At 70.2% G+C, this 13,683-nt stretch carries 9 protein-coding genes; 5 read left to right on the top strand and 4 right to left on the bottom strand.

What is annotated here, in order from left to right:
- Positions 1-90 precede the first annotated feature (90 nt).
- From AB0H50_RS29615 to AB0H50_RS29635, 5 genes are all read left to right on the top strand, one after another.
- On the top strand, positions 91-1,713 hold the full coding sequence (locus AB0H50_RS29615; RefSeq protein WP_357459370.1) for a TIGR02677 family protein: 1,623 nt from the start codon (positions 91-93) through the stop codon (positions 1,711-1,713).
- Positions 1,713-3,125 carry a TIGR02678 family protein gene (locus AB0H50_RS29620; protein ID WP_357459373.1) on the top strand — a complete coding sequence of 471 codons (1,413 nt, stop codon included), beginning with the start codon at positions 1,713-1,715 and terminating at the stop codon, positions 3,123-3,125. Before AB0H50_RS29615 ends, AB0H50_RS29620 begins: the two co-directional genes overlap by 1 nt.
- 2 nt (positions 3,126-3,127) lie before the next feature.
- A complete protein-coding gene (locus tag AB0H50_RS29625; protein WP_357458979.1) occupies positions 3,128-7,339 on the top strand; it encodes a TIGR02680 family protein in 4,212 nt (1,403 codons plus the stop codon).
- Positions 7,340-7,350: 11 nt separating this feature from the next.
- Entirely contained in the window at positions 7,351-8,697 is a 1,347-nt protein-coding gene (locus AB0H50_RS29630; protein WP_357458981.1) for an MFS transporter, read from the top strand.
- A 62-nt stretch (positions 8,698-8,759) separates the two neighbouring features.
- Positions 8,760-9,032 carry a DUF2283 domain-containing protein gene (locus AB0H50_RS29635; protein WP_357458983.1) on the top strand — a complete coding sequence of 91 codons (273 nt, stop codon included), beginning with the start codon at positions 8,760-8,762 and terminating at the stop codon, positions 9,030-9,032.
- A 337-nt stretch (positions 9,033-9,369) separates the two neighbouring features.
- On the opposite strand, the gene AB0H50_RS29640 is transcribed toward AB0H50_RS29635, so the two are convergent.
- The 4 genes from AB0H50_RS29640 to AB0H50_RS29655 all read right to left on the bottom strand — a co-directional run bounded on the left by AB0H50_RS29640 (position 9,370) and on the right by AB0H50_RS29655 (position 13,468).
- On the bottom strand, positions 9,370-9,882 hold the full coding sequence (locus AB0H50_RS29640) for a M15 family metallopeptidase (RefSeq protein WP_357458985.1): 513 nt from the start codon (positions 9,880-9,882) through the stop codon (positions 9,370-9,372).
- Between the two features lie 10 nt (positions 9,883-9,892).
- Entirely contained in the window at positions 9,893-10,105 is a 213-nt protein-coding gene (locus AB0H50_RS29645) for a hypothetical protein (protein ID WP_357458988.1), read from the bottom strand.
- Between the two features lie 1,117 nt (positions 10,106-11,222).
- Entirely contained in the window at positions 11,223-11,618 is a 396-nt protein-coding gene (locus AB0H50_RS29650; RefSeq protein ID WP_357458991.1) for a hypothetical protein, read from the bottom strand.
- 173 nt (positions 11,619-11,791) lie between these two features.
- On the bottom strand, positions 11,792-13,468 hold the full coding sequence (locus tag AB0H50_RS29655) for a fumarate hydratase (RefSeq protein WP_357458994.1): 1,677 nt from the start codon (positions 13,466-13,468) through the stop codon (positions 11,792-11,794).
- Between the last annotated feature and the right edge of the window lie 215 nt (positions 13,469-13,683).

The raw sequence follows: 13,683 nt of genomic DNA on the forward strand, positions 1-13,683 counted from the left end.
AGTCAGCCCCGCCGCGCCGCACTGGGTAGTCAGCCCGGCTCCGCCGCACTGGGTGATCAGCTCGTCTCCGCCGCCTTGTGGGACGAGCGGCTGCGACTGTTCTCCTTCGCGACGGCGGAGAAGCGCGCCGACTACCTGTGGGTGCTGCGCGCGTTCGACACCGCGCGGGCCGCCTACGTGGTGCTGCTGCACGCCGACGATGTGGCGGAGTGGATTCGCCGCAACGGCGGACGCGCACGGGTCGCGGAGAGCGGACCGTCGCCGGACCGGATGGCGTCCGGCCCTGCCGAGGCGCAGCCGGGTCTGTTCCGGCGCAGCGACGCCGCGCCGCTGAGCGCCGCCGAGATCGGGCCGCTGCTCGACCAGCTGCATCAGTGGGGCGTGCTGGAGCGCAGCTACGACGGCACCAGGGCGGCGACGCTGGCCGAATACCGCAACCGGCACTACGTCTACCAGTTCTCGCAGGCGGGCTTCCAGGCCTATCGCGCGGTGGCGGGTGTGCTGGAGGCGCGTCTGGACGAGGCGTCGCTCTCGCGACTCGTGCTGCCGGAACTGCTCGCCGACCTGCACACCCTCGCCGAGGCGAATCGGGCAGGCGACGCCGAGCGCGTCTATCGCACGCTGCGCAGGCTGGACGCGGCGCTGTCCGACATGGCCGCGCGCGCCGCCCATTTCTATCTGTCACTGGGCGATCTGGTGCGCACCACCGAGATCACGCCGGAATCCTTCCTCGCGCACAAGGACGCGCTGCTCGCGCACATGCGCGAATTCAGCATGGACCTGGCGCGTTTCGCGCCCCGGCTGGCCGCCGCCATCGGCGAGATCGAGGAGACCGGCGTCGACGACCTCGTCGCGCGCGCCGCGAGCTGCGACGAGCGGGTGCTGTTGAGCGCCGCCGAACGCGAGGCGGATTGGCGCGCCCGCTGGCAGGGCTTGCGCACCTGGTTCGTCACCTCGGACGCCGAGGGCGAGTCCACCGAGGCGGATCGGCTGCGCGAGGCCACCATGAGCGCAATCGCGGCCGTGCTGTCGCTGCTGCGGCGGGTCACCGAGACGCGCCGCGGCGGGGTGAGCCGGGAGTCGGCGCTTCGCCACCTCGCGGGCTGGTTCACCGCCGCGCCGACCGCCGACAGCGCGCACGCGCTGTTCGACGCCGTGTTCGGGCTCGGCAGGCCGCGCCACCTGGCCATGGAACATCCGGACGCCGACATCGTGCCCGCGACCCGATCGTGGTGGGAGGCACCGCCGCTGGAGATCTCCCGCACCCTGGCCGAGACCGGACGGCCGCCCACGGCGGGCGCGCCGGGCCGAATCCAGCGCAACGACGCGGGAATTCGCCGTCTGCGCGAGGCCCAGCTGGCCGCGCAGCGGGCCAGGGCGGAGGCGGCGCAGTCCTTGGCCGCCGCGGACGTTCACGAACGGGTGCTCGACGAGCGCGAGACCGAGGTGCTGCTGCGACTGCTGGACGCCGCCTCCACCGCGTGGGTGCCGGTCAGCGGACGGGTCGGCGGCACCACCGGTTCGGAGAGCGGCGTCACCATGACGGTCTCCGAGCATCAAGGGCCGACCGTGGTCAGGACCTCGCGCGGGCTGCTGCACCTGAACAACCGCAAGCTCGACGTCCGCGCGACCAGGTCCCGCGGCGGCAACGCGGGCCGCGGGAAGGCCGCCGAGGTCGTCTCCGATGCCGAAACCACAGGGGGCGGAGCATGATTCACGCCCGACGCATCGACGCGCTCGCGCTGGACAACTACCAGCGCGCCGCCAGGGTGATCCTGGCCAACCACCTGGTGACCCGCACCTATCCCGATCGGATCGCACTGCCGCTGATTCGCCGGTGGGCCACCGAACTGCGCGAGGATCTCGCCGAACTGTTCGGCTACCGGCTCGAGGTCACCGAGACCACTGCGCGGGTCTACCCCGTGATCGATCGGCTCGACCGCGGCAAACCCGCGCGCAGCGTGAACGACCGCGTCTTCGACCGCCGCCGCTACGCCTATCTCGCGCTGGCGCTGGCCGCGCTCGGCCGCGCCGGCGATCAGATCACGCTCTCGGAGCTCGCCGATCAGGTCGCGGCATACACGGCCAGGATCGACGGGCTCGAGCTCGCGCCGGATCGCGCCGCGGACCGCGACGCCTTCGTCGACGCCGTCGGCTGGCTGGCCGCCCGCGGCGCGGTCACCCTCGCCGACGGCGACGCGGGCCGCTGGGCCGCCGATCCCGAGGCGGGCGAGGCGCTTTACGACATCGACCGGCCGGTGGTGTTCGCGCTGTTCCGGCCGCCGCGCGCCCTACAGCATCTGCACAGTGTGCGTGGCCTGCTCGCCGAGGATCCCGCCGTCACCGCAGGGCAGCCGGCCGCGGCGTCCGGCGAGATCGCCCGCCGGGTGCGCCGGGCGCTGGTGGAGCGGCCGGTGGTCTACGCCGAGGATTTGACGCCCGAGGAGCGTCCGGTGCTGACGCAGGACCGGACGGTCGCCGACGTCGAGTTGTTCACGGGTCTGCGCGCCGAACGCAGGGCCGAGGGCGTCGCGCTCATCGATACGTCAGGGCGGCTGTCCGATGTCCGCTTCCCCGGCACCGGCACGCTCGCCCAAGTGGCGCTGCTGCTGGTCGGCGAGATCGCCGATGTGGTCCTCGACATCGATCACCCGCTCCCCCAACGCTCACGTGCCGCCGATCCCGATGCGGCGCTGGCCGATCGGCTCGACGACGCCATTCCCGAATCCACGCTGTTCGCGCCGATGGCCGATCCGCCGTTCGCCGGAACCGAAGCGGCCGAGGCGGATTCGGCGGCAGACGAGGACGAGACCGAACCCGAGGCGACCTACCCGTTCGTCGCGGCCGACTGGGTGCGCGACACCGTGCAGGCGCTCACCGACCGCTACGGTGTCACCTTCGCCGCGCAGTGGCAGGCCGACGTACCCAGGCTCACCGCGGAGGTCACCGCGCTGCTCACGCGGCTGCGACTGGTCCAGCCGCTGGACGACGGATTGCTCGTGCTGCCCGCACTGGCGCGCTATCGGGGCGCGGTGGTCACCGTGCGGACCAAGCGGGCCGCGGAATTGTTCGTCACCGCCGCCGACACGGTCGGGGCCGCAAGCACCGGTACGGAAGGGATCTGAACATGTCGGTCATTCACGGCGGAGTGCGTTTCCTCCCGACCCGCGCCGGAATAGTCAACCTGTGGGACTACCGGGACCAGGAGTTCTGCTTCGCCGACGGCAGGCTGGTGCTGCGCGGACCGAACGGCTCGGGCAAGACCAAGGCGCTCGAGGTGCTGTTCCCGTTCGTGCTCGACGGCCGCATCGAACCGCGCAGGCTCAACCCGTTCGCGGGCGAAGAGCGCACGATGAAGTCGAATCTGCTGTACCGCAAGCAGGAATCGGCCTACTCCTATGTCTGGATGGAGTTCGCGCGCGGGAAGTGGGACGACCCCGAGGTGGTCACCGTCGGCATCGGCATGCGCGCCACCCGCTCCTCGGACAAGGTGACGCGCTGGTATTTCGTCGCCGACGGCCGGGTGGGCGTCGACTTCTCCCTCATCGGGCCCGACGACCGCCCGTTCACCCGCAAGCAGCTGGCCGAGCAGATCGGCACCGACTCCATCGTGGACCGGCCGGTCGAATACCGGGCCGCCATCGACGCCCGCATGTTCGGGCTCGGTGCGCAGCGCTACGACCAGCTCATCAATCTCATTCTGACGCTGCGCCGCCCGCAGCTCGCCAAGAACCTGGACCCGCGCGGGCTCTCCCAGGCGCTCACCGACGGCCTACGCCCGCTCGACGAACAGCTGATCCTGGACGCGGCCCGCTCCTTCAGCGATATGGAGGAAGTCGGGCGCACCCTCGAGGGCTTGGTGCACGCCGACACCGCGACCCGCGCCTTCGTCGGCGTGTACCGGAAATACCTTGCGGTGCAGGCCAAGACCGATGTCGACCAGGTGCGCGTCCGCTTGGACGCGGTCACCCACGCCAGCACCGCGCTCTTCGCCGCAACCGCGCTGCGCGAACGCCGCGAGGCCGAGCGCACCGCCGCTGAAGCCCGCGCCGACGACGCCGACCGGGCCTACGAACAGGCCCTCACCGACCGCGAGACGCTGCAACGCTCCAGCGCCTACGAGGGCAAACAGCAACTCGACGACTTGGCCGACGCGGTGCGCAGGCTGGAGACCTCCGCGGCGGTGCACCGCGACAAGTCGCTGAAGGCCCGCCAGACCCTCGACCAGCGGGCCGAGGAGGCCGAGCGGGCGCGCGCCGCGGTGCAGCAGGCCGCCGCCGCGCTGTCCCGCGGCGAGGACGAGTTGCGCGCCGCCGCCGAGGAGGCGGGCATCGCCTGGACCGCGCTGTCCGACGACGCGCGCGGCGATCAGCTCACCGCGACAGTGCGAGCACGCGCCGAGGAGCGCGACGCCGACGTGCGCGCGGTGCGTAAAGCGTTGGTGCTGATGGATTCCGCAGGCGCCGAGCGGTCGCGGGCGGAGCGGCTCGCCGAGCGGGCGGTGGGTTCGCGCGAGGCGGCGGCCGCCGAGGTGGCGCACGCCGAGGCGGCGGTGACGCTGGCCCGCGCCGAGGCCGCGGCGGCGCTGCGCGCGTGGTGGGAAGGGCGCCGCGAGTGTTACGCCCCGCTCGGCGGGAACCTGTTCGACGCGCTCGACGCGGCGCTGGCCAAGGTCGGCTCCGACGACGCGGCGGGTGTGGCGGAGGTGCTTGCCGAACGCGCCGAACCGCTGGTGAACGAGTTGCGCGACCGGCGGCTGGCGGCCAAGGCGCGCGCCGCGGCGGCGGCCGGCCAGATCGCCGAGCTCGCCGCCGAGCGCGACCGGGTCGGCGCGCAGCGCGACGACGCACCGCCCAGCACCGCGGCGCGCACCGACGACCGGACCGGACGTCCCGGCGCGCCGCTGTGGCGGCTGATCCGGTTCGCGGACGACACCACCCCCGAGACCGCCGCCGGTGTCGAGGCCGCCCTGCAGGCCGCCGGGCTGCTGGACGGCTGGGTGTGCGCCGAAGACGAGCTGCCCGCCGACTACCGCAGCGACCAGTTCTTGGTTCCATTGACGCCCGCCGCGCGCCCGGCCGGACGCACCCTGGCGGACGTGCTCGTGGTGGAGGACGACACCGAGGGCCTGACCGTCCCGCGGCAGGTCGTCTCGGACGTGCTCGCGTCGATCGCGCTGCTCGACGAACTCGACGACGCCGCGGGCGTGGCGATCAGCGGCGCGGGCCGGTTCCGGCAGGGCGTGCAAATGGGCAGGCATTACAAGCCCGACGCCGAGTTCATCGGCGCGACCGCCCGCGCCCGCCGCCGCGAACTGCGACTCGCCGAGTTGGCGACCCAGCTGGACGCCGCCGCCGAGGTCGAGCGCGCCGCCGACGAGGAAGCCGGCGCGGCGGAGGCGGAACTGGCTCGGATCACGGCCGCCGCCAAGGCACTTCCGCGCCCGGCCGCGGTCAGCGCCGCGCTGCGTTCGGTGTCGGAGACCGCGGGCGTCATGCGGTCCCGCTCGGAGGCGGCCGCGCAGGCCGAGAAGGATCTGGACCAGGCCGTCACCGAGGTCGCGGCCATCGAGAAGAAGCTGCGGGCCGCCGCCGTCGCGCACCGCACGCCGCGCGAACCACGCGAACTCGACGCGCTGGCCGCCGCCATCCGGCATTTCGAGAACACCGGCACCGGGCTGCTCCGGCTGCGCGCCGACCACGAGCGGGAACGCGAACGCGAACGCGAGGGCGCCGACCGCTACGACGAAGCACGCGACCTGGCCGAGGCTTTCGCCGAGGAGGCCGAGGTCGCTCAGGCCGGTTACCAGGAGCAGTTGCGCAAACTGGAGACATTGCGCGAGGCGCTCGGCGCGGGCGCGGCGGACATCGACCGCGAACTCGACCGGGCCAGGCAGCGCATCGAGGCGACGAGGGCCGAACAGAAGGCCGCGCGTAAGGCCGCCAACGAGGCGATCGAGGCGGTCGGTGACGCGGAGGCGGCCTACCGCACCGCGCACGAGTCGCTGGGCACCGCGCTCACCGAGGTGCTCGCCGACGTGAAAAGCCTTGCGCCCTATGCCCAGCCGGATCTGCTGTCGCTGCTCGGCGCGTCACCCGAGTGCCGGTGGCCGAGCAGCGACGCGGCCTGGTCGACACCCGAACAGCTGCTCTATCGGATCACCCAGGCGGGGCCGGAACACGAACCGCAGGTGCTACCCGAGGAGGTCGCCGAGCTCTTCGCGAACCTCACCGAGGCCACCGCCGCAGTGCGCGCGGGCGATGCGGCACGCAAGTCCACCCGCAGTGCGGTGACCGCGGCGCTGCAGGAGTTCGACGCCGCGCTGGCCGCCTCGGGCCGCGACTACCGCTTGCAGTGGGACGCGGCCGACGGGCTCACCGTGGTGCAGGTGCAGGACGAGCACGGGATCGCCGCACTCGCCGACTTCGCCGGACGCATCGACCAGGCCAGGCACGACCAGGAACTGCTGCTCACCGACGCCGAACGCCGCATCCTGGAGGACGCGCTGCTCACCGGCCTCGCCCAGCAGATCCACGAACGCACCAGCGACGCACGCGAACTCATCGCCAAGATGGGTGCGGAGATGAAGCAGCGGCGGATGTCCTCCGGCAACACCATCGGCGTGCACTGGGTGCTCGCCGACAACCTCTCCGACGCCGCGAGGGCCATGTGCAAGCTGCTCGACCGCGACGCCACCACCCTCGGCTCCGAGGATCTGGCCGCGATCCGCTCGCACTTCGCGGCCGAGATCCGCGCGGCGCGCGCCGCGCACCCGGAACGCTCCTACCCCGAGATCCTCGCCGCCACCCTGGATTACCGCACCTGGCGGGTGTTCTCGTTCACCCTCATCTCCGGCGACGGCAGCGAGGACAAGCTGACCGTGGCCAGGCACAGCGCGCTCTCCGGCGGCGAGCAGTCGGTGTCGCTGCACCTGCCGCTGTTCGCGGCCGCGCACGTCATGCTCGACTCCGCCGATCCGCAGGCGCCGCGCCTGCTCGCGCTGGACGAGGCGTTCGCGGGCGTCGACGACAACGGCCGCAGCGAACTGCTTGGCCTGAGCGTGCAATTCGACCTCGACCTGTTCATGACCGGCTACGACCTGTGGATCACCTACCCGCACGTGCCCGGCTGCGCCCACTACGACCTGGCGCACTCCACCGCCGAGAACACGGTGAGCGCGACGCTGTTGGTGTGGGACAGCGGAGATCTGCTCGCCGAACACGACGGCGCCGATCTGACCACCGCGCTCGGCTCCCCCAACCGCCGCCGGGTGCCCGCCACCATCGAGGGCGGGCTCACCCTCGACGACATGCCGGGCGCACCAGCGCCCGTCGGCTGAAATGGATTGCAGTGAACTCGGTTCCACCCCGCTCCACCGCCGTGTCCGCCCCGCGCCGGGTCGCCGCGGCCACCCTGATCGGCACCACACTCGAGTGGTACGACTTCATGCTGTACGGCACGGCGTCGGCGCTGATCTTCGGTAAGCAGTTCTTCCCCTCGCTTAGCCCGGCCGCGGGCACCCTCGCGGCCGTCAGCACCTTCGCTGTCGGCTTCGGCGCGCGCCCGATCGGCGGGTTGCTGTTCGGGCACTTCGGTGACCGGTTCGGGCGGCGCACCACGCTGGTGGTGTCGCTGATTCTCATGGGCGTCAGCTCGACGCTGATCGGTCTGCTGCCCACCTACGCGAGCATCGGATTCTGGGCGCCGGTGTTGCTCGTCGTCCTGCGGCTCGTGCAGGGCGTCGGGCTCGGCGGCGAGGGCGCGGGCGCGACGGTGCTTTCCATCGAGCACGCGCCGCCGGGGCGGCTCAACCGGTACGCGAGCTTCCCACAGATGGGAACGCCCGCCGGGTTGATCCTGGCCAACGCGATGTTCCTCGGCGTGAGCGCGCTGCTGCCCGATGCGGCGTTCCAGTCCTGGGGATGGCGAATTCCGTTCCTGTTCAGCGTGATTCTGGTGGCTGTCGGCTTGGTGGTGCGGCTGCGCGTCACCGAATCCGAGGAGTACGCGGGGCTGGTGCGGCGCGGGGAGATATCGGCGTTTCCGCTGCGCGATGCGCTGCGCGTCGGAGTTACGCGACTGACGCTGATCCTGTGCGCGGCGGTCGCCACCTCGGCCGTGGTGTACATCTTCGTGGTGTTCACGCTCACTTACGGTGCCAAGGCGCTCGGGTTCAGCAGGGACTTCCTGCTGGCGGGCGTCATCGTGGCCGCGGTCGTCTGGTGCGCCACCATGCCGCTGTGGGGCGCGCTCGGCGATCGGATCGGCACCGAGCGGGTCTTCCTCGCGGGCACCGCGGCACTGCTGGTGTGGTGCGCGGTGTATTTCCCGCTGTTGAACACCGGCAACCGAGTCGTCGCCTTCGTTGCGCTGCTCGGGATGGGTGTGGTCCTGCCGATCAGCCACAGTGTGGGCGGCATCATCATCGCCGAGCTGTTCCCCGCCGCGGTGCGGTACTCGGGGACCTCGCTCGTCGTTCAGATCTCCGTGATTCTCGGCGGTGGGCTCGCGCCGCTCGTCGCGACGGCGCTGTGGTCGATGGGATCGGGATCCGGGTCGGCCCCGGTCGCCTGGTACATCGTCGCGGTGTGCGCGATCAGCTCGATCAGCACGTACGCGCTGTTCTGGGTGCTGCCGCGGCCCGCGGGCAACTCGGACCGACGGACCACGACGCCCGAGCCTGCGCCGGTGCGCTGACCGTGGGCCGGACGTCCCCGTTGCCGCTCACGACTCGGCGGCGAGACCGGATCGGAGTTACCGTGAAGTGCTCACTCCCCGACGGCGACGCAATGGAGGAACCGGACATGCACATGACCTACGACCCGGCCGCCGACGCCGCCTACTTCACCATCGCCGACGAGGTAGCCCCCGGCGAGGCGACCCGCCAAGTCGTCACCCCGGTCGAGGGCGGCACCGTCGTCCTCGACTTCAGCGCCTCCGGCACCCTGCTCGGTTTCGAGGTCCTCGGCGCCCAGCGCCTGGTTCCGACGGAAGTCCTCGGCCGAGCCCCGAGCCCGCCGTCGCACTCTTGAGCCGCAGCCTCGCTCAGGGCGGACCTGCGGCCATGCGCGGGCCGATGATGAACCTTGGCCAGCACGCTCTACACCTCGTCGCCGCCACCCCCGCCATGCGCGAACTCCGCCCACCAGCACAGGCATACCAGCTTCCGCTCGGGTCCAGCTGAGGCTGACGACCGACACCGGCACGCAGCGTGCCAGACGCTCCGGCCGTGCACGAGCCGTGACCGGACGCCGACCACCAGTACGCCGCTCCAGCCCCTGCGGAGGCTGACGACCGACACCGGCACGCAGCGGCGCAGGCGCTCCGGCCGTGCACGAGCCGTGACAGAACGCCGACCGGCAGCGGCGGCTAGCGTTCGCTGGCGTCCGGGCGGAGGGGCGGGCAGGGGGTGCCGGGGATGGTAGCCAGTTCGAAGTGCCACCATTCGTTGGCGTAGGTGCGGCAGAGGCCCCAGCGGTTTCCGTTCTGTTCCAGCCACTGTGCGCCCGGCTGCGGGCCGACATCGATGGCCCGGCCCGCGACGTGGGTGGACTCTTCGGGTGGTAGCACCCAGCGGCGCGCCTCCTCGGGACTGCCGTAGGTGGCGATGCCGTCTTCCCACAGGGCCTGCTGTTCGGCGTAGCTGCGGTACCCGGAGTTGATCCAGAGCGCGACACCCTCGGCGTGCGCCGCATCCTCGGCGAGGGAGAACGCCACCGCGAGCGCCGGATCGAGTCCCTCGGAGCCGGTTGCCGAACCGACGACTGCTCGCTGTTCGCTCGGCGTCGCCAGCGCCTGCGGCGCACCCGCGGCGCCGATCGCGGCCGCCGCCAGCACACCGACTGCCATCCGCTTCCCGAAGCCCTCGCTCGTCACCAACATGCGCGCCATCCTAACGGCGCCCCGCCGACCCCCTCTCGAAACCGACCGTCACCAAGCGATCCACCTCGACCAGCACCGATCCGCGGAAAACAGGCCACAACACCATCGCAATCCGGTTCCATTCGAACGCGACAACCCGACCTGCCGCGTACCCCGGCGTCCACATCCAGCGCACCACCGTCGACCCGCTCAGCGATACAGACCACCGCACCTCGATCGCCACGCCACGTCGTCCAGCGGCGGCACCGAACATATCGACGGGAGAGAAATGGTTGTCCAACAATCGTATTCAGCCACCGTTTCTCTCCTGCCGAAACCATTTCTCTCCGCTCGACAGTGAAATGGCGGCCGAGCCGACCCGATAGTGGACAGCTACTTCAAGTGCACGCAAGAGACCTGATCAAGTGCGCCGACGCCGTGCATCGCTGCACCGCGTCGGCTGGCAGCCAGCGCGCCGGGACCGCTCACTTGGCAGTGCATCGACCGCATTTCGACCGCCACACCACCTCGCCCGCCAGAGCATCGAAATGATCGCCGGGAGGCAAATGGTTGTCCGACAACCATATTGAGCCGCCATTTTCTCTCCGCCGAAACCCATTTCTCTCCGCTCGCCAATGGAATGGTGGCCAGATAGCTCGAGACTGGACGGTCCCTTCACGCACACGCGAGGAACCCGACCAAGCGCGCGGAGGCCGTACCGCCACGTACAGGGAAGCGGCAGCTCGTGCCAAGTTGCCATCAGGCACCGGCGATTTCATGTGGATCGCCTGTGGACAGATGCCCGTCGAGGACTCCACAGGTCCCGCGAATCCACAGGCATGTGGATAACCAGCGGTGATAGCTTTTGGCTACATCCCAGCCCCAGATCGCCCCATCGGATCCCGAACCCGCGTGCCCGGCAAACTTGGTATCCACAGGAAAGATCGCTGTCCACATAGTTATCCAGTGCTGTGGATCACATTGGGAGCTGGCTTGCTACCAATCCCCCACTGCGCCCGGACGACACGCGCCAGACCACCGTCGGCGTGCTCCAAACGGACGCGGTCACCGACGCGGACCGGAATGTCCGTATCCAGCAGCACATCTCCCACGCTGACCGATTCACAGGCCGAGGTGATCACCTCACCGAAGCCCGCCGCCGGAACCCCGCACCCAGGTCGCCACGACCGGCGACACCGGCTCGACCCCACACCCAGCGTCGATTACGAGCGGTTTGTCCGAATCATCCGCGCCGCAAGCTCTTTTCGTTCACCAGAGCACAACACGAGCCCTGACCAACGACAAGCGCCGAGGCCGTTGAACGGCCTCGGCGCAGCGACCGACCGGTCGGCTTTCCTGGTCTAGATCGCCTCGCCCCGTTGAATCGCTTCGGCGGCTTGACGATTGCGACCGATCCTGGCGCCGATCTCCATCCCGTAGTCCCGCGCGTAGGCGAGCGCGGTCCTGATCTTGCGGGACTGCAGATCGGATTGCCCGCTCAGCACGGCGATCCGGCGTTCCATCGGACCGTCCAGCTCGAGCAGACGGGCCACCACCTCCCAGACATCGGGTCCGGCGGCCAGCGCGGCCCGCCGGTCGTGGATCGGCCCACGGAACACGATCCCCGGGTGTTCCAACTGGTCGACCCCCTCCCGAATCAACCTGTCGAGCAGTGCGGTCGAACTGGTTCCCTCCAGTGTGGCTCGCGCGACAAGCCGTCGCCCGGCCGATTCCGAGACGCGAAACGACGTACTCATTGCCCTCCTCGGCTCGAACTCACCGACCCATATCGCTAAGAGTGCCTGGGAGGGCGGCGATGTCACACCGGTGATCATGGTGACATCGCCGTGTCCGCACCACTGCCCGCGCGGGCCGTGACTGCCGGACGGCTCCGCCGACAGCCACGGCCGCAGCGAAAACGAAGGTACGCCTAGACGCGTTCCTTGGACCGGGTACGCACGCGCAGCGCGATGGGCTTCTGGGTCTCGGCGAAGAAGTCGTTGCCCTTGTCGTCGACGACGATGAACGCCGGGAAGTCCTCGACCTCGATCTTCCAGACCGCCTCCATCCCCAGCTCGGGGTATTCCAGCACCTCGACCGACTTGATGCAGTCCAGCGCGAGCCGGGCCGCGGGTCCGCCGATGGAACCGAGGTAGAAGCCGCCATGTTCCTTGCACGCCTTGGTGACCTGCGCCGAACGATTGCCCTTGGCCAGCATGACGAACGAGCCGCCCGCGGCCTGGAACTGGTCGACGTAGGAGTCCATCCGGCCCGCGGTGGTGGGGCCGAAGGAACCGGAGGCGTAGCCGTCGGGGGTCTTTGCGGGCCCGGCGTAGTAGACGGCCATGTCGCGCAGGTACTCGGGCATCGGCTCGCCCGCGTCCAGCCGCTCCTTGATCTTGGCGTGCGCGATGTCACGCGCGACGACCAGCGGTCCGGTCAGCGAAAGCCGGGTCTTGACAGGGTATTTCGACAGTTCGGCGCGGATCTCCGACATCGGCCGGTTCAGGTCGATCTGCACCACGTCGCCACCGAGAATCTCGTCGGTCTGCTCCGGCAGGTACTGCGCGGGCTCACGCTCGAGCTGCTCGAGGAACACGCCCTCCGGGGTGATCTTGGCCAGCGCCTGCCGGTCGGCCGAGCAGGACACCGCGATCGCCACCGGACAGCTGGCGCCGTGCCGGGGCAGACGCACCACGCGCACGTCGTGGCAGAAGTACTTGCCGCCGAACTGCGCGCCGATACCGAACGACTGGGTGAGCTCGAAGACCTCTTCCTCGAGCTCGAGGTCGCGGAAGGCGTGCGCGGCGAGCGAACCCTCGGTGGGCAGGTTGTCCAGGTAGTGCGCCGAGGCGTATTTCGCTGTCTTGAGCGCGAATTCGGCGCTGGTGCCGCCGATCACGACCGCGAGGTGGTAGGGCGGGCAGGCCGCGGTGCCCAGCGAGCGGATCTTCTCGTCCAGGAACTCCAGCATCCGTGTGGGGTTCAGGATGGCCTTGGTCTCCTGGTAGAGGAAGGACTTGTTGGCCGAACCGCCGCCCTTGGCCATGAACAGGAACTTATAGGACGGGTGCGCGGGATCGCCCTTGGTGGAATACAACTCGATCTGCGCGGGCAGGTTCGAACCGGTGTTCTTCTCGTCCCACATGGTGATCGGGGCCAGCTGCGAGTAGCGCAGGTTCAGCTCGGTGTAGGCGTCGTAGACGCCGCGGCTGATCCATTCGGCGTCGTCGACGCCGGTGAGCACGCCCTCGGACTTCTTGCCCATCACGATGGCGGTGCCGGTGTCCTGGCACATCGGCAGGATGCCGCCCGCGGAGATGTTGACGTTCTTGAGCAGGTCCAGCGCGACGAAGCGGTCGTTGCCGGAGGACTCCGGGTCGTCGATGATCTTGCGCAGCTGACCGAGGTGCGCGGGCCGCAGGTAGTGGCTGATGTCGTGCATCGCCTCGGTGGTGAGCAGCCGCAGCGCCTCGGGATCCACCTGCAGGAACGTGCGTCCGTTGTGCTCGAAGGTGCTGACGCCCTCGGTGGTCAGCAGCCGGTACGGCGTGTCGTCGGCGCCGGTCGGCAGCAGATCTGAATAGCGGAATTCCGGGGCGGTCACGGATCGCACTCCTTCGGGTGAGACTGGGGCTCGAGCGGACCGTCGGCCGCAGCGGGCTGAGCCGGGCTGGTCACAAGCACAGGGAGCCTATCCAGCGGTCCGGGACCCATCCCGGGTTAGGCAAACCTAATTGTGCAGGCGGACACACCACCGCCGTACCGAACCCCTAGCGCGAGTGCGCGACTCGACGGCCGAGGCATTGGTAAGCCGCACAA

The organism is Nocardia sp. NPDC050793 (assembly GCF_040654065.1).
Taxonomy (GTDB): Bacteria; Actinomycetota; Actinomycetes; order Mycobacteriales; family Mycobacteriaceae; genus Nocardia.

What these genes read in the sequence shown, in the direction of transcription:
- AB0H50_RS29650 (WP_357458991.1), bottom strand. Translation starts at nt 11,618, where the DNA reads ATGAGTACGTCGTTTCGCGTCTCGGAATCGGCCGGGCGACGGCTTGTC.
- AB0H50_RS29625 (WP_357458979.1), top strand. Translation starts at nt 3,128, where the DNA reads ATGTCGGTCATTCACGGCGGAGTGCGTTTCCTCCCGACCCGCGCCGGA.
- AB0H50_RS29640 (WP_357458985.1), bottom strand. Translation starts at nt 9,882, where the DNA reads ATGTTGGTGACGAGCGAGGGCTTCGGGAAGCGGATGGCAGTCGGTGTG.